16 protein-coding genes are annotated in these 16,237 nt (G+C 41.5%); 12 read left to right on the top strand and 4 right to left on the bottom strand.

Translation table 11 applies throughout. From position 1 onward, the window contains the following. Window positions 1–155: 155 nt before the first annotated feature. From ubiH to ND16A_RS02935, 12 genes are all read left to right on the top strand, one after another. Complete coding sequence (gene ubiH / locus ND16A_RS02990) at window positions 156–1,379, top strand: 2-octaprenyl-6-methoxyphenyl hydroxylase (RefSeq protein ID WP_033078895.1); 1,224 nt, start codon at window positions 156–158, stop codon at window positions 1,377–1,379. 104 nt (window positions 1,380–1,483) lie between these two features. Further along, window positions 1,484–2,713: an FAD-dependent monooxygenase gene (locus tag ND16A_RS02985; protein ID WP_033078896.1), complete on the top strand. Its 1,230-nt coding sequence runs from the start codon at window positions 1,484–1,486 to the stop codon at window positions 2,711–2,713. Between the two features lie 267 nt (window positions 2,714–2,980). Then, window positions 2,981–4,069: a glycine cleavage system aminomethyltransferase GcvT gene (gene gcvT / locus ND16A_RS02980; protein WP_033078897.1), complete on the top strand. Its 1,089-nt coding sequence runs from the start codon at window positions 2,981–2,983 to the stop codon at window positions 4,067–4,069. Between the two features lie 130 nt (window positions 4,070–4,199). Further along, on the top strand, window positions 4,200–4,589 hold the full coding sequence (gcvH, locus tag ND16A_RS02975) for a glycine cleavage system protein GcvH (protein ID WP_033078898.1): 390 nt from the start codon (window positions 4,200–4,202) through the stop codon (window positions 4,587–4,589). A 143-nt stretch (window positions 4,590–4,732) separates the two neighbouring features. Then, a complete protein-coding gene (gene gcvP / locus ND16A_RS02970; RefSeq protein ID WP_443080386.1) occupies window positions 4,733–7,621 on the top strand; it encodes an aminomethyl-transferring glycine dehydrogenase in 2,889 nt (962 codons plus the stop codon). Between the two features lie 339 nt (window positions 7,622–7,960). Next, window positions 7,961–8,197 (top strand): hypothetical protein, encoded by a 237-nt coding sequence (locus tag ND16A_RS02965; protein WP_033078899.1) that lies wholly within the window; start codon window positions 7,961–7,963, stop codon window positions 8,195–8,197. A 128-nt stretch (window positions 8,198–8,325) separates the two neighbouring features. Further along, complete coding sequence (locus ND16A_RS02960) at window positions 8,326–8,610, top strand: hypothetical protein (protein ID WP_033078900.1); 285 nt, start codon at window positions 8,326–8,328, stop codon at window positions 8,608–8,610. A 113-nt stretch (window positions 8,611–8,723) separates the two neighbouring features. Further along, window positions 8,724–9,155 (top strand): GFA family protein, encoded by a 432-nt coding sequence (locus ND16A_RS02955; protein WP_033078901.1) that lies wholly within the window; start codon window positions 8,724–8,726, stop codon window positions 9,153–9,155. 160 nt (window positions 9,156–9,315) lie between these two features. Beyond that, the gene (locus ND16A_RS02950; protein WP_033078902.1) at window positions 9,316–9,903 is read left to right on the top strand and encodes a phospholipid scramblase-related protein; all 588 of its coding nucleotides are present in this window, start codon (window positions 9,316–9,318) and stop codon (window positions 9,901–9,903) included. A 162-nt stretch (window positions 9,904–10,065) separates the two neighbouring features. After that, window positions 10,066–10,527: a YccF domain-containing protein gene (locus ND16A_RS02945; protein WP_033078903.1), complete on the top strand. Its 462-nt coding sequence runs from the start codon at window positions 10,066–10,068 to the stop codon at window positions 10,525–10,527. Between the two features lie 109 nt (window positions 10,528–10,636). Then, window positions 10,637–10,957: a hypothetical protein gene (locus tag ND16A_RS02940; RefSeq protein ID WP_052073273.1), complete on the top strand. Its 321-nt coding sequence runs from the start codon at window positions 10,637–10,639 to the stop codon at window positions 10,955–10,957. Window positions 10,958–11,149: 192 nt separating this feature from the next. Beyond that, complete coding sequence (locus ND16A_RS02935; protein ID WP_033078904.1) at window positions 11,150–11,377, top strand: hypothetical protein; 228 nt, start codon at window positions 11,150–11,152, stop codon at window positions 11,375–11,377. 89 nt (window positions 11,378–11,466) lie between these two features. Here ND16A_RS02935 and ND16A_RS02930 read toward each other — a convergent pair whose 3' ends face one another. From ND16A_RS02930 to ND16A_RS02920, 4 genes are all read right to left on the bottom strand, one after another. Beyond that, entirely contained in the window at window positions 11,467–12,165 is a 699-nt protein-coding gene (locus tag ND16A_RS02930) for a hypothetical protein (protein WP_152593923.1), read from the bottom strand. A gap of 261 nt (window positions 12,166–12,426) precedes the next feature. Beyond that, window positions 12,427–12,900 (bottom strand): hypothetical protein, encoded by a 474-nt coding sequence (locus tag ND16A_RS02925; protein ID WP_033078906.1) that lies wholly within the window; start codon window positions 12,898–12,900, stop codon window positions 12,427–12,429. Window positions 12,901–13,450: 550 nt separating this feature from the next. Further along, complete coding sequence (locus tag ND16A_RS22055) at window positions 13,451–13,687, bottom strand: TetR/AcrR family transcriptional regulator (RefSeq protein WP_033078907.1); 237 nt, start codon at window positions 13,685–13,687, stop codon at window positions 13,451–13,453. Window positions 13,688–14,241: 554 nt separating this feature from the next. Continuing rightward, entirely contained in the window at window positions 14,242–16,131 is a 1,890-nt protein-coding gene (locus tag ND16A_RS02920) for a winged helix-turn-helix domain-containing protein (protein WP_033078908.1), read from the bottom strand. Between the last annotated feature and the right edge of the window lie 106 nt (window positions 16,132–16,237).

Consider the following 16,237-nt stretch of genomic DNA (forward strand, 5'->3'; position numbering starts at 1 on the left):
GAAACGAGAAACTAGAAACGAAGAGCGTGGATTGCGTACTGTCTTTGCTTATCTTGTGCTTCATCAATATATGCATTTTATTATTGACATACAGTGCTTAAAAATAATGATAGTTCCTAGTTTCATAACAACGTTAATCAGTGGCAAACAAAAATATGAGCAAGAAAATAGAACATTTCGACGTGATCATATCAGGCGCTGGCCTGGCCGGCGCCAGCATGGCGCTTGCCTTGTCGAAACTCACGCACAGCGATGGTACGCCGTTAGCGATTGCCGTTGTTGAGGCCTTTGCCATTAATGATGACTTGCCGAAAAGTTATGATGCCAGAGTCATTGCCTTGTCGCATGGCAGTGCCACTTACTTAAATGAGTTAGGTGCCTGGCAAACGCTAAAAGCTGATGCCATGGCAATAAAAGACATTCATATCTCTGATCGCGGCCATTACGGTAAAGCGAGAATGAGTGCCGATGATTATGACGTATCGGCGTTAGGCTATGTGGCCGAGTTACAGGCCATCGGCAACAGCTTACTGAAACCGTTAAAGCAATGCAGTAACGTGCAGTTTTTTGCCCCACAAACCATTACCGATATTCTCTGGCAACAACAACGTGTGACTGTGAGTTTTGCATCAAATGAACAACTTCAGGGCAGTTTGCTGCTCGGTTGTGATGGCGGCCAGTCGGTATGTCGGGCTCAGGCGAAAATCACCACTAGCACTGACGATTACCAGCAAGTGGCGATCATCGCCAATGTTACCCCGGAAAAAGCCCATAATGGCCGTGCCTTTGAGCGCTTTACCGAGTATGGCCCTATTGCCATGTTGCCGATGACCGAAGGCCGATGTTCTTTGGTGTGGACGGTAACTACTGAGCAAGTTGAACAGATTTTAGCGCTTAACGATGCCGATTTTGCCGAGCAATTAGCGCAAGAATTTGGCCATTGGCTGGGCAGTATCGACACCGTGGGTAAACGCTTTAGCTTCCCGTTAAAACTGATCAAAGCCGAAGAGCAAATTCATCATCGTATGGCATTAATTGGCAATGCCTCGCACACGTTGCATCCAATTGCCGGCCAGGGCTTTAATTTAGGCATGCGCGACGTACAAGTGTTGGCGCAGATGTTTGAGAGTGCGCTGTTTGATGCTAAAAGCAACGGCGTTAAATTGGACCTGGGTGAGCATCACTTGTTACGTCAATATGCGGATAGCCGCGGCAAAGATCATCAGCAAGTGATCGCCTTAACCGACTCGTTGGTGCATTTGTTTTCCAACAATCATTTACCCTTAGTGGTAGGCCGCGGTGTTGGCTTAAAAGTATTAAACTATTTATCGCCATTAAAAGCGGCACTGGCGCAGAAAACCATGGGTCATCGTAGCTAGTTTACTGGCTATGAGCAGGTGAAATAAATGAAAGCTCAGAATTTAAAGCGTTAAGCTTACAACTGAAAGCTTGCAACTTAATAATTAAAGAAAAGAACAACACTATGAAAAATATCGATATCGTCATTGTTGGTGGAGGCATGGTAGGGCTGACTACAGCACTGGCCATTCGCTCGCAAACGTCCCTTAGTGTGGCGGTGATTGATAGCCAAACATTGCATAGCATCAATGACGAACCACACCTAAGAGTGAGTGCCATTAACAATGCCAGTAAGCAACTGTTTACTAACCTCTGCGTTTGGGATGATATTTGCGCGGTGCGCTCACAAGCCTATAGCAATATGCATGTTTGGGATAAAGACGGCTATGGCCATTTAGATTTTGATCAAAGTGATATCCCCACAGGCGCTGGCGCCGACAATTTAGGCAGCATTATCGAAAACGATATTATCCGTAATGCGCTATGGCACAAAGCAGAGCAAGATAATGGCATTAGCTTTATTGAAGAAAATATCACCAGCATGGCGGTAGGTGGTGCCGAAGTATTTTTAAGTTTTGCCGAGCAACCGCCAATCATGGCGAAATTAGTCATTGGCGCCGATGGTGCCAATTCTTGGGTGCGCAAGCAGCTGGACATGGCGATGACCTTTCGCGATTACGATCACCATGCCGTAGTGGCCACCGTAGAATGCGGCCAAGGCCATCAAAATACCGCCTGGCAAGTGTTCTTACCCAGCGGACCGTTGGCATTTTTACCACTGTATCAACAAAACACCTGCTCTATTGTCTGGTCACTGCCCCCTGAGCAGGCCGAGCGTATTAAGGCGTTATCCACCGACGATTTTAATAAAGAAATTTTGGCAGCCAGCGATGGCAAGCTGGGCAATATCAGCTTGCAAAGCGAACGGGTATCTTTCCCGTTAACCATGCGTTTGGTGCGTGATTTTGTACAAGAGAGAGTGGTGCTGATTGGCGATGCTGCCCATACCATTCACCCGTTAGCAGGCCAGGGGGTAAACCTTGGTTTGGTAGATGCCGCCGCATTGGCGCAAACGCTTGCTGATATTTGTGCACAAGGCAAAGCATTAAACGATGCGCAAGCACTAGGTCATTTTAGCCGTTGGCGCAAAAGTGATGCCAGCGAAATGATCATGGCAATGGAGTCAATCAAGCAGGGTTTTAGTGTGCAACAAACTTTACCCAAATTTATTCGCGGCATCGGTATGTCGTTATTGAATAACGTTGCGCCGTTAAAGAAACTGCTAATCAAACAGGCATTGGGTAGTCGCAGTGACTTGCCAAAACTGTGTAAAGTGCAAGATCCACTGGCTTAACAAGACCAAAATTTAAAATTTAATTCGGATAAAGTTAATTTGTTAAAATATAGTTCGGAATAATTTTTAAATTCGGGTTTTTGTTTCAAATATAGTCGTTTTGAATTGATCCGATGAAATTGCCAGAGTATAATATCTCGCAAAATTTCGTAGCGATTTGGCTAAGGTTTAAGCAAAACCATTAATCAGATCATAAAGACCTGAAATTCCAATGGGTTAGACATAGGCTAGTGATTGGAACTACGGCACAGCAATGGTGAAAGCAATATGACAAATAAAACTGTACTACACGCAAAGCATTTAGAATCTGGCGCCAAGATGGTCGATTTCTATGGTTGGGATATGCCAATCAACTACGGTTCACAAATTGAAGAGCATCATGCTGTTCGTACCAATGCTGGTATGTTTGATGTATCGCACATGACCATTGTTGATGTACAGGGAACTGATGCGCAAGCGTTTTTACGTCGTTTGGTGATTAACGATGTTGCTAAACTTGACGTTGCTGGCAGAGCACTTTACACCGGCATGTGTGATGAGCAAGGTGGCGTGATTGATGATTTGATCGTGTATTACTTCACTAGCACGGATTACCGCCTGGTAGTTAACTCGGCAACTCGTGAAAAAGATTTAGCCTGGATCAACAGCCAAGCCGCTGACTTTGACGTTACTATTACCGAACGTCCAGAATACGCGATGATCGCCGTACAAGGCCCACAAGCCAAAGCGAAAGTTGCCACTCTCCTTAACGCTGAGCAAACTGCAGCCGTTGATGGCATGAAGCCATTTTTCAGCGCGCAAGCCGGCGATTTATTCATTGCCACTACCGGTTACACGGGTGAATCTGGTTACGAAATCGCATTACCACAAGAGCAAGCCGCCGATTTATGGCAACAACTACTAGACGCTGGTGTTGCACCATGTGGTTTAGGCGCTCGTGATACCCTACGTTTAGAAGCCGGGATGAACCTTTACGGGTTAGATATGGATGAGACGGTTTCACCTTTAGCTGCTAACATGGCATGGACTATTGCCTGGGATGATGAGTCTCGTGACTTTATTGGTCGAGAAGTGTTAGCAACACAACGTGCCGAAGGTAGCCAACCAAAACTTGTTGGTTTGGTGATGGAAGCCAAAGGCGTGTTACGTACCGGTTTAAAAGTTATCACTGAACACGGTGAAGGCGTGATCACATCAGGTACGTTCTCACCAACGTTAGGTTATTCAATTGCTATGGCGCGTGTACCACGCGCAGTAAAATTAGAAGATACCGTACAAGTGGAAATGCGTAAAAAACAGGTTGATGTTAAAGTTATCAAGCCAAGTTTCGTACGTAACGGCAAAAAAGCCTTTTAATTAAGCCTTTTAATTAAGGCTTTACTATTTATTTCTTAAATTTTTTGGCTAAGCTGTTAAGGGCTAGATCATCAAATTTAATAACAGATTTACAATTTTACAAATTTAAATATTTTTAGGAACTATAAAAATGAGCAACATTCCTTCTGAGTTAAAATATGCTACATCACACGAGTGGGTTCGTAACGAAGGTGACGGTACCGCTACTATCGGTATTTCTGAGCACGCACAAGAGCTTTTAGGTGACATGGTATTTGTTGAATTACCAGACGTTGGTGACGAAATTAGCGTTGGCGACGACGTAGCGGTAGCAGAATCTGTTAAAGCCGCTTCTGACATTTACGCACCAGTTTCAGGTGAAGTCATTGCCGTAAACGAAGACCTTGAAGATTCACCAGAGTTAGTTAACTCTGACGCGTTTGGCGACGGTTGGATGTTCAAAGTCAAATTAGACGATGCTAGCGAACTAGACGCGTTATTAGATGCGGAAGGTTACCAAAACGTTGTTGATGACGAATAATTAAGTTATTCAATTAGTTATAAGCCCCGAGCAATTGCTTGGGGTGTTTTAATAATACCTTGGCTAAATCGCATAGCATGAATATAGCGTTAAGTAGGGCATTGTTAATGTATTAAATATTTTTGATGTTATAAGTGATGATCATGTCTACTCAAACCCTGAGCCAGTTAGAACAAACTGAAGATTTCATTCGCCGCCATATTGGCCCCGATGCCGCACAAACCGCAGCGATGTTAGCGGAAATAGGCGCCGATTCTGTTGACGGATTAATCGATGAAATCGTACCTGCCAATATCCGTTTAGCAAATTTACCAGCCATTGGCGCAAGCAAAACCGAAGTGAAAGCCCTAAGCGACTTAAAAGCGGTTGCCAGCTTGAACCAGGTAAACACCTCTTACATTGGTTTAGGGTATTACCCAACGCATACGCCGAACGTGATTTTACGTAACGTGTTGGAAAATCCAGGTTGGTATACCGCGTACACGCCGTACCAGCCAGAGATTGCCCAGGGTCGTTTAGAGTCATTATTAAACTATCAACAAATGTGTTTAGACTTAACCGGCTTAGACTTGGCATCGGCATCATTACTTGATGAAGGTACTGCCGCCGCCGAAGCCATGGCGTTAGCAAAACGCGTATCGAAAAACAAAAAATCAAACTTGTTCTTCATCGCCGACAGCGTATTCCCACAAACTATTGACGTAGTGAAACAACGTGCCGATATGTTTGGTTTTGACATTGTCATGGGCGCTGCCGAAGACGTAGTCAATCACGACGTATTTGGTGCCTTATTACAATACCCAACGGCCAGCGGTGAAGTAAGCGACATTACGCCACTGATTGAAGCAGTACATGCGAAAAAAGGTATTGTCGCGGTAGCCGCTGACATCATGAGCTTGGTATTACTGAAAGCACCAGGCGAGCTAGGAGCTGATGTCGTAATTGGTTCGAGCCAACGTTTTGGTGTGCCAATGGGCTACGGCGGACCACACGCCGCATTCTTCACTACCTCTGATAAATACAAACGTTCATTACCGGGTCGTATCATTGGTGTTTCTAAAGACACTCGTGGCAAAGACGCGCTACGTATGGCCATGCAAACGCGTGAGCAGCACATTCGCCGTGAAAAAGCCAACTCAAACATTTGTACCGCGCAAGTATTACTGGCCAATATGGCCGCGTTTTACGCGATTTACCACGGCCCGAAAGGCTTAAAAGTGATTGCCAACCGCATTCACCGTTTCGCTGACATTTTGTGTGCCGGTACGGCATCAAAAGGCTTGGTAGCAATTCATGCGAACTATTTTGATACCTTAACGTTTAATGCTGACAACAAAGATGAGATTGTTGCCCGTGCCTTAGCCGCTAACGTTAACTTACGTACCGACGTTGATGGTCAAATCAGTGTTTCTGTTGATGAAACTACCACGCGTGAAGATATCGCTGCCTTATTCGATATCCTATTAGGCGCAGGTCACGACCTAGACGTTGCTAAATTAGATGCGGCGATCATCGATTGTGGTCACTCATCAATTCCAGCATCACTTGTGCGTGAATCGGCAATTTTGACGCACCCGGTATTTAACTCGCATCACTCTGAAACCGAAATGCTGCGTTACATCAAAAAACTGGAAAACAAAGATTTAGCATTGAATCACTCAATGATCTCATTAGGCTCATGTACGATGAAGCTTAATGCCACGGCGCAAATGATCCCGGTATCATGGCCTGAATTTGCTAACATGCACCCGTTTGCCCCAATGGAGCAAGCCCAAGGCTACAAGCAGATGATTGACGAGCTTGGCGACTGGTTAGTGGAACTCACTGGCTACGACAACATCTCAATGCAACCAAACTCGGGTGCACAAGGTGAGTACGCCGGTCTTATCGCCATTCACAAATACCACGAAAGCCGCGGTGACAGCCATCGTAACATCTGTTTAATCCCATCATCTGCACACGGTACTAACCCTGCCTCTGCGCAAATGGTTGGCATGAAAATCGTTGTTACTGCCTGTGACAAAGACGGTAACGTTGACATGGATGACTTAAAAGCAAAAGCAGAAGAGCATTCTGAAAACCTTGCTTGTATCATGATCACGTACCCATCAACGCACGGTATTTATGAAACAACCATTGCTGAAATTTGTGACATCATTCACACCAATGGCGGTCAGGTTTACCTTGATGGCGCCAACATGAACGCTCAGGTTGGTATTACTTCACCGGGTTTCATTGGTGCCGATGTATCGCACTTAAACTTACACAAAACTTTCGCCATTCCACACGGTGGCGGTGGCCCAGGTATGGGACCCATTGGCGTTAAAGCCCACTTGGCACCATTCTTACCGGATCACGCGTTAATCAACGTGGCCGAAAGCACCAAAGGCAACGGCGCTGTATCTGCCGCCCCATTTGGCAGTGCCGGTATTCTTTGTATCTCTTACATGTACGTTGCCATGTTAGGCAAAAAAGGTGTAACCGACTCAACCAAATACGCCATCACCAACGCCAACTACTTAGCGCACAAGTTAAGCGAACACTTCCCAATTTTGTATACCGGAAACAATGGCCGTGTAGCGCACGAATGTATCGTTGATTTACGCCCACTGAAAGAAGCCTCTGGCATCACCGAAATGGACGTAGCCAAGCGCTTAATGGATTACGGTTTCCACGCACCTACGATGTCATTCCCGGTAGCTGGCACACTAATGATTGAGCCAACCGAGTCGGAAGCAAAAGTAGAGCTTGATCGTTTCGTTGAAGCGATGACCAGTATCAGAGCTGAGATCCGCAAAGTAGAACAAGGCGAGTGGACCGTAGAAGATAACCCTCTTCACAACGCCCCACACACTTTAGCCGATATCACTGATGCCAGCTGGGACCGTGCCTACTCGGTACAAGAAGCCGTATTCCCGGTAGCAGCAGCGGCTGCCAACAAATTCTGGCCAACTGTGAACCGTATCGATGACGTATACGGCGACCGTAACCTAATTTGTTCATGTCCTGCGGTATCTACTTACGAAGATTAATGAATAAGTAGAATGGCAAAAAACTAACTTGGCCATAACCACTCAATATTGAAAGGCGGATCAGAAATGATCCGCCTTTTTGTATTTAGGTCAAAATCTTAGAAAACTAGCCAAGATCGACTTCAATTTTTTAATGTTTTTTCTAGTTAAGAGCTAAAAAAATCGATATTTCAAGTACTGAAATGAATAAATAATCTTTATTTCTAAAAATCAAATATTGATTATTGCTTTAACGATTTTTCCACGTTAGATTAATAACTTAAATGAAAAACAGGTTCATTTCTACTTTTGAAATGTAGGATTGTTTCTCTTAATTAAGTCATGTGCCAAAGGAAGGTCATGGTTCAACTGTCACTTCAGAATACAGAATCAGAGCTAAAATCGTATTGTCAGAAATGGCTATCATCGCTATCTCAAAGTAGCTTTGAGCTAGCACACAGCTTAGTAACTGTTGCCAATAATTATGGCGTGAGCTGGGGCGAAAAAGAAATAACGGACTTAACTGTTGAGTTCGAATTTACACCTATTAAAGGCAATGAGTTTAGCGCCACCATTAATGACATTCACGTAATGTAGTACAAAGGCACATAACAAGCGCATTAAGCACGGGACTGCTAACAGTTTGCTCGGTTCCGCTACGCTTCACATTTTAGCAAACTATTATCAGCCCCTTATGCGGTCTATATTTCTTCTGGATACCAATTATGAATTTGGATAAATCAACAAAGCGTATAGCAAAAAGAGTTAAAAAAGGGTTTCAAGGTTACCCTCAAATTTCACTGGCTTATTTTGGTGAGGTAGCTAATTGTGCGACCGAAGTTGTCGTTGGCTACATATCAGAAGAGGGTGCTGCGGCTCAAGAGCAGAAGTTTTCGAGCAAGGGTGATGCTAGAACAGATGAAACTATTCAAACCACAATATTAAAGGTTATCGAGCGAGTAGACGCAAAAACAGTTTTAGAAGTTGCAGGTGTTTCAATTATTAAATAATGCTAGCGAACTAGAAATATCAAGTTATTCAGTGGGACAATGTAGTTCCCCGACTTTAGTGGACACCTCCTCATCACATTGAGAAGGCTAAAATACCTTTGAGTAGAGATACCATGATTGGAAAATGCTTATGTGAAGAAATTGAGTTTGAGATCAATGGAACTCTACCCAATTTTTATCAGTGTCACTGTTCTTTATGTCGGAAGCTGTCCGGCTCAGCCTCAGACACTGCAACATTTTTAGATAAAACTCAGTTTCAGTGGCTTAAGGGAAAAGAAAGCATCTTTTCGTTTGAAACGTCAACAGGCTATAGATCGGATTTTTGCCGTGTTTGTGGGAGTACCGTTCCACACTTGATGAATAATAAGCGACAGTACTGGGTTCCTGCAGGACTTCTGGAGGGAGAACTAGACAGCATAGTTACTTCCCATATATTCGTTGGCTCTAAAGCTCATTGGGATATTATAGGAGATGATGGAGTTCAACATACTGAAATGCCGGACATAGAAACACTGAACAAGGCATTACAGCGGGTAAGCCGCTGAATGCGGCGTTGGTATGCCCTAACTGTGAGAGAACATTAAGTCCATCGTAAATCTACCATAAAAGGTTCCGATTTATGAGTAACTGCAGGATGATGGGATTACTTTAATTACAATGTCTATAACCTAGTATGAGACGCTGTTTCACCGGAGAAAACTAAATATGACCGATGTAATAAATAGCAATTTATTTTTGGTTAAAGAACATGTCGGTATGTTTAAGGCTGCTAATAACTTTGATATTTATGACCCATCCACGGGCGAAGTTATCATGGAGTGTAGGGAGCCTACTCTTGGCTTCTTCACTAAATTGTTACGGTTTACTGATTATAAACGAATGACGCCATTCGATATTCAACTAAGAACTCTTGATGGCCAGCGTATTGTTCGCATCCAACGCGGTATTTCAATTTTTCTATCAAAAGTTATCGTGAGTGATCACAACAACAATACTCTTGGCGGGTTTGCACAAAAACTTTTTTCAATTGGTGGCAAATTTGATGTACTTGGCAAAAATGATCAAATGATATGCCAGCTTGAAGGGAGTTGGACGGGTTGGGACTTTCACTTTAAAAGTAATGGTGTAGAGCTTGCTCATGTATCAAAAAAATGGGCTGGTTTAGGCAAAGAGATGTTTACAAGTGCCGATAATTATATGTTAGAGCTGTCCGATGACATACCTGAAAATGATGATGTTCGAAAGCTAATTTTGGCGGCAGTCATGTGTATTGATATGGTCTTGAAAGAGTAATTACTATCATGTGTTTGGCGTAAATTGGTCGCTTTACTGCGTACATAAGGCACTCAAACTGATAACAGCACGGGGCATTTATTCAGCTTATTGAGGCGACATGTGCACTATGAATTTAAGTGGTCTCAACAATCGTAATTCAATAAAATAACAGGAAGTAAAATGAGAACAATTGGTAATTTAATCTGGTTTCTATTTGGTGGAATCATTATGGGTTTAGCTTGGTGCTTTTTTGGGCTTTTAGCTTTTATCAGTATTGTTGGTATCCCTTGGGGAAGATCGTGCTTTGTTATGGCAGGTTTCTCTTTTTTGCCATTTGGTAAAGAAGCTATTGCCCGGGATGAATTAACTCAATCTGAAGATATTGGTACAGGTGGTTTGGGTTTATTAGGTAATATTATTTGGTTTGTTGTTGCTGGCTTTTGGTTGGCAATAGGTCATGTGTTTTCAGCAATTGCTTGTTTTATCACTATTATTGGTATTCCATTCTCATTACAGCATTTAAAACTTGCAGGTATTTCCATTGCACCTGTGGGCAAAACCATTGTTACCAAGGAGGTTGCCGCTGCAGCTCGTAATTTAAACGCAGAAGACGAGGTAGCAAACCTAAGATCAAACACATAAGGAGTTTCAAGTCGGACAAAAACAGTTGGCTTTTGTTCGTTGCTCATCGAGTTTCGCCGACAATTTTTTACTGCCTAAAACGGCGTTAACTTAATACTCAGGGATGGTTATGCATTTACATAAAATATTATTTCTCTCTAGCTTTTGCTTGTTGCTATGTTCATGTGTGGTAAAGCCAACTGTAACTACAGAATATGATAATAAATGTCAGATAGTTAAAAAGAAAGTAGAGCTTTCTGTTGAACAGGTCGAATTATTTGAACAGTTAAACTGTTCAGGCAATGATGAGTGCAAAGCAGAGTTCTTAGGACAAGTTGTTGGCGCCGCGGTGGTATTTCCCTTGAGTGCCATCGTCTCTGGTTCAATTGCCGTTGTTGGAAATACTGTCTATTGGCTAAACGAGCAAGGGCAATGCCTCGTGGGCAATTAAGAGTCATCATAAATTGATGTTTCAATACGGAATGATTAATGAATCTATATTTCTAAAATACAATCATAGATCATTGCTTTAACATTTTTTCCACGTTAGATTAGCAACTTAAATGAAAAACAGGTTCATTTCTACTATGAAAATGTAGGATTAAACCTCGTAATTAAGCTGTTATGTTTAGCTGAGGTTGTTGTGGATAATTTTAATATCAGTCGCATTAATACAGATTTAGGGACTTTTCGAATTTCAGGTTTTTGCAGTAACGTAAATTTAGAAACGTCTAAAATTGATATTAGCTCAATTGAAATTATGGGCACAGATGATTGGGTGTTATTAAACCAAACTAGTGATAATGTTATCAATCTAATTAAAGAGTTAACGCCAACTCTTCTAGCTCACTTACAGGTTAAGAGAAATTAACTAAGAATTAACTAATCACCCACTGAAACTGTTAGCCAGTTAAAGTGGGGGGGTATTTGTTTGAGGTGGTTTAGCAATATAACGGGATATTAATTATGGTATTGCAAATAACGCTTTGAGAGACCAATAAAAACCCACGACAAGGTCAATGGAAACAAGACAATAAATAAATATTTGGCGTACATTAACGGGATAACCGCCGAAAATGCCAGACAAAAGGCATAAAGTGCCAATGCTAATTTTTGCTTTTTCGCGAATTTAAAAGCCGAAACAAAATTTCCTACCACGCCTAAATTTTTCAAACGGGCAATCAAGCAAGGTAATAACCCAACCGCCAGTGATAATAACGAAAACAGCCAGGCCAAAAATAAATTTATCCAATAAAACTCTTGGCTATAGTTGCCTGGATTTTTGCTGTTTATGTTAAATGCTTTGGCTAAAAATGAGTTTGAATCCACGTAAATGCTATAAATAGCAATGGCATCTGTCATCCAGATCAAAAAGAACAGCCCTTGCACTACCGTCACCAGAGAGATGTTGGCAATCAAGCCTTTCACCTTGATCTTATTACTACTGTCCGTGCTTGCTAATAACAGGGGATGTAAGGTTAAACTCACCAGTGGCGTAAATAAAATAAAACCAGCACAAAATGAAACATACATGGAAGAAAGATCGTAGCTACCTAAAAATTGTTCAATGACTTGGGCAATGGTGAAAATAACACTCGATGCCAATATTATAAGAAAGCCACTTAACATTCTATTTTTAAGGGTGTTACTCTTTGACATGATTTAATCTCATAGGAAACTTGCGGCTATGATAACTGATTATAGTCGTTGCTTAATTGATTTAAATCGCAAATATGGCACTTTGAGAGAGTTCTTATCAAGATAATCTATCAGCCTGTTATCTATTTGATTTTTCATAATAATATTTCGAGTCAAATAAAATAAATAAGACTAATAATAAAAAATACAGCCCCTGTAAGCAATAAACTTTAACGTTAGATATTCTTCGCTTTCCGTCGGCTTAATTAACGCCAATCACGGTTATATATCAATTGCTCGAATGAGAAAATATTCGGGCCATATCTCTTTTACCTGCATTTGCCACGCTTGGTTTACGTTGTCATCAGCGTCGAGTTTGAGCCAGAATTTTGCCCATTTTTGGACGATTTTTCCCGACTTACTTAATTTTAGCGGAGTAAAGCGACGTTGGTATTTGCATTTTTCATACTCAACCGTTTCACCATTTTTAATTTTTTTGTGTAATACCTCTAGCTGGGCACTAATGGTTTCTATCTCAGAGCAGGCAATAACATTATTCTTTTTTAAAGAACGTAGTATCACGGCTTTTTTCACGCAGACTTCGTGATAAGCATCGATATGTGGTGTGTAAATCATCCCCGATAAACCAGCGATTGAAATTAATTCTTTGTCCGCCAATTTTTTTAACGGTTTGAGCTCTTCATTGATCTGGTTTAAGTCAGTTATTGCATACATGTAATTATTGCTTTCTTTCATGGTGGTTTTAGGCTGTTGAACATTTGATATTCTATCATTAAAGATTTTTTAAGGTGCGCTTTACTTTTTTCCGGCAGTGAAAATACAGTTAAGCGTCTAAAAATATTAACAAATGACAGTTTTAAATAAGTAAAAATAGTTGCTTTTTCGTACACCTTAAGGGCAAACTAAAAGAAAAAATTCACACGGAGTTAAAAGTGAAAAAAACTCAAATGACCTTCGGCATTGTTTCTTGCCTATTATTTTTGCTCTCGTTTTCACTCGTTGCCAAAGACGCCATACCTGAGTCTTTAACTCCCTGGGTGTCATGGGTATTAAAAGGTAACGAAAACTTATCCTGTCCCTTCATTAACAATTCTTCCTATGCCGAGACGCGAAATCATATTTGCGCATGGCCCAGTACGCTCGAGTTAGAGGTAAAAGACAGTTCGGCGAAATTTAAACAATCATGGCAGGTCTTATCGAAAAGCATTATCCCTTTGCCGGGGAGTAAGAGCAACTGGCCGTTATTAGTCACCGTTAACAACAAATATTTTCCCGTGTTCAATCATCATGGTAGGCCTGCGATTGAATTAACGAAGGGCTCATATTTAATCGAGGGTAAGTTTGAATGGCTAAAAATCCCAGAGAGTATTGCTGTTCCTGAACAATATCCCGCCTCTGCAGCAATGCTATTGAAACTCACATTGTCGTAGCCGCGCTTTTTGAAAAGAGCGAAAGCAGCCTTAAAAATAGCTTCTTTTCTCTCATTCTTTTTTTCGTCTGTTCTTGCTCGCTGCCAATTCATACCTTTCACTTAAGTGTCTACTGGTCTCTTATGTGTAATACCAATCCGTATAATGATCTGATCATTGAGTAACTCATATAAACAACATATGAGTTACCCTTCGGGAATGTATATAAAGCTTGATAACTTCCTGAAATTTCGGAAAGATATGAATAACTATCTATTCAAAATTTCAGTTGTTCTAAAACTTTCTATATCATTCTCAATTGATCACATCATTACGCGAACTGGTATAACGTAAGAGATTGGTGGTCTTTTGTCAGTGGTTGATGTCATTATCAGCCAGGTATTCAATATTAAAGGGTATGTATATGGTGCTGGAAATGATGTGCATCGTGGCGGCGCGCATTAATCTAGACACACAGACTAAATTAGCCATTCATAATTATGTATGTCTTCTTAAATGTTTCGTGGAAGCGATAACTTATTCGTAGTGAAATTCGCAAAGTAGAACAAGGCGAATGGACAGTAGCAGATAACTCTTTGCACAAAGCACCTTAGCAGACATCACTGATGCCAACTGGGACCGTGCCTACTCGGTACAATAAGCAGTATTATTGATTAAGTGCGAGCAATTTCATTTCATTATCGCGTCGCCAACTTAGGGATGCATTTTCATCGATGTATAACGAATAAAAATCATAATTCACATCAATATTTGCCGTGCTACATAACAGCAGAGCAACATCCAAACTTAGGGTATGATTGCCAGCTAACTGTGCTTGTTCAAACGTACGTTGTGCATGAACAATAAACTCTTCCATTTTCAGGTTTGCTTTTGCTAACAAGGTTTTAAGATAAGAGTTTTGTGCATTATCGGTATTCATCGCCTCAACTAACGCTTGCGCTTCCTGCAGTCGTTTTTGTTCAATGTATTGTAATACCAATTGCTTACGGCTTGATTGAGCAACCCAATGATCAGGTGTCAATTTGGTGAATTCTAACACTTGCTTTAAATGCGGCTCTTTGGCCTGAGGCGTTTGCGCAAATATTGCATAATGAAACGGCACCTTAGCAAAATGATAAATGGGTAATTGATAGTCGTTCATTTTAGTTTCAGCTTGACGAAGATATGCGTATTTATCATCTTCTTGCTGATGTTTGTGTGCCAAGACTGAAAGATAGGTTAATGCATGCAGCTCACGCGGCTTATCTGCTGCAGCAAAAGCCAATTGCGCCGACTTTAATAAACTCGCTTTTATCGCGGCGTAATCATCATACTTGTGATCTAACCAAGATTGCGCGTTCCAGGCATCCGCTTGACCGGATAAATCATTTATATTTTCAAACGCTTTGGTGGCTAATGCCAACTTATCTGCGCTCAGTTGATACAAGTCTTTACTGGTTAAAACGGTGCTTTGATACAGCAGCGCATTCCCTAATTGTTGCCAATCATCTTGTGTTCTTGCCTGCGTCGCCAATTTTTCCGCTAACGCCATCGCTTTGTCGAGTTCTTTTGTTTCTATATAGATATCAATAAGATGACAAAGGATATTACGGTCTTCTGGCAACTGCTGATGGGCAAGTGACAAACTCGACTTTTTAAACTCAGGTGATTGCGGGCTACTCAAGAATTGATAAATAAATGGCTGAGCTAAATGCTGTTGTAACTGTTGAACAAGTTCCTCATTAGAGTTGGCGTAGAGCTGTCCTTGCCAGTCAACATAAGGACCTTTTAATAAGAAATCGAGATACACTTTTTGCTGATATTCTCGTATCTTGCCAGTCAATATAAATGGATAGCGCTCAGCCAAATTTGGATATTCAAGCTCCGCAGAAGTGAGAAAGTTTGCTGAGTTTATATGGGTTAACTCGGTATAATCAAATTTGTCATTATCGAGTAAAGCCAGGCGAGTTGTTGCTTGCTGATCAACAATGGGAATATACGCTAAGCGAATGGCTGGAGGATGACTTTCTTGCGCTGTGTTATTTGGCCAAGTGAAAAAACCAATAACAATCACCAACAAACTCAGCAAAAACACGTAAGGCCAATAGCCAGTTTGTGCTGACTTAACCGAGACGTTTTCTACCGGTAAATTGCCTACTGGTATATCGTCTATTGGTAAGTTGCATACGGGTAAATCGGCTACTGGTATATCACCTACGGATAGATCGCCTACCGGGGCTGCCGTCAATGGCAAATCATCCGTCAGAGGCTTTGTGCTAAGTTGCCATTGATAGCCGCGCTTTGGAAACGTTTTAATGGCCTGGCTGCCAAACAAGCTTCTTAAGCTGCTAATGTTTTGAAAAACCGCTTGTTCTGAAACTACTTTATCTTGCCAAACATCGGATAAAATACCTTCTTTGCTTATCACCTTGTCAACGTTTTCAAGCAACAGTGCTAAGACTTTTGCTTCGTTATGACGAATCGAGATAACCTCACCATTTTTCATCAGCACTAAGCTGGCACTGTCAAAGTTGAACTCTTTAAATTTATAACGCATTGTTTTTATTAATTAAATTAAATTGTTTTAATGTCTGATTAATATCTGGTTTACATCTTATCGTATCATTGCTGCAAGCGTTACTAATATATTGAAGATAAAGGTG

This window comes from Thalassotalea sp. ND16A (genome assembly GCF_000764205.1).
Taxonomy (GTDB): domain Bacteria; phylum Pseudomonadota; class Gammaproteobacteria; order Enterobacterales; family Alteromonadaceae; genus Thalassotalea_A.

Coding starts and splice junctions, on each gene's coding strand:
- ND16A_RS02985 (WP_033078896.1), top strand. CDS start 1,484: ATGAAAAATATCGATATCGTCATTGTTGGTGGAGGCATGGTAGGGCTG.
- ND16A_RS02940 (WP_052073273.1), top strand. CDS start 10,637: ATGCATTTACATAAAATATTATTTCTCTCTAGCTTTTGCTTGTTGCTA.
- ND16A_RS02925 (WP_033078906.1), bottom strand. CDS start 12,900: ATGAAAGAAAGCAATAATTACATGTATGCAATAACTGACTTAAACCAG.
- ubiH (WP_033078895.1), top strand. CDS start 156: ATGAGCAAGAAAATAGAACATTTCGACGTGATCATATCAGGCGCTGGC.
- gcvP (WP_443080386.1), top strand. CDS start 4,733: ATGTCTACTCAAACCCTGAGCCAGTTAGAACAAACTGAAGATTTCATT.
- ND16A_RS02955 (WP_033078901.1), top strand. CDS start 8,724: ATGATTGGAAAATGCTTATGTGAAGAAATTGAGTTTGAGATCAATGGA.
- ND16A_RS02960 (WP_033078900.1), top strand. CDS start 8,326: ATGAATTTGGATAAATCAACAAAGCGTATAGCAAAAAGAGTTAAAAAA.
- ND16A_RS02920 (WP_033078908.1), bottom strand. CDS start 16,131: ATGCGTTATAAATTTAAAGAGTTCAACTTTGACAGTGCCAGCTTAGTG.
- gcvT (WP_033078897.1), top strand. CDS start 2,981: ATGACAAATAAAACTGTACTACACGCAAAGCATTTAGAATCTGGCGCC.
- ND16A_RS22055 (WP_033078907.1), bottom strand. CDS start 13,687: ATGAATTGGCAGCGAGCAAGAACAGACGAAAAAAAGAATGAGAGAAAA.
- ND16A_RS02930 (WP_152593923.1), bottom strand. CDS start 12,165: ATGTCAAAGAGTAACACCCTTAAAAATAGAATGTTAAGTGGCTTTCTT.
- gcvH (WP_033078898.1), top strand. CDS start 4,200: ATGAGCAACATTCCTTCTGAGTTAAAATATGCTACATCACACGAGTGG.
- ND16A_RS02950 (WP_033078902.1), top strand. CDS start 9,316: ATGACCGATGTAATAAATAGCAATTTATTTTTGGTTAAAGAACATGTC.
- ND16A_RS02945 (WP_033078903.1), top strand. CDS start 10,066: ATGAGAACAATTGGTAATTTAATCTGGTTTCTATTTGGTGGAATCATT.
- ND16A_RS02965 (WP_033078899.1), top strand. CDS start 7,961: ATGGTTCAACTGTCACTTCAGAATACAGAATCAGAGCTAAAATCGTAT.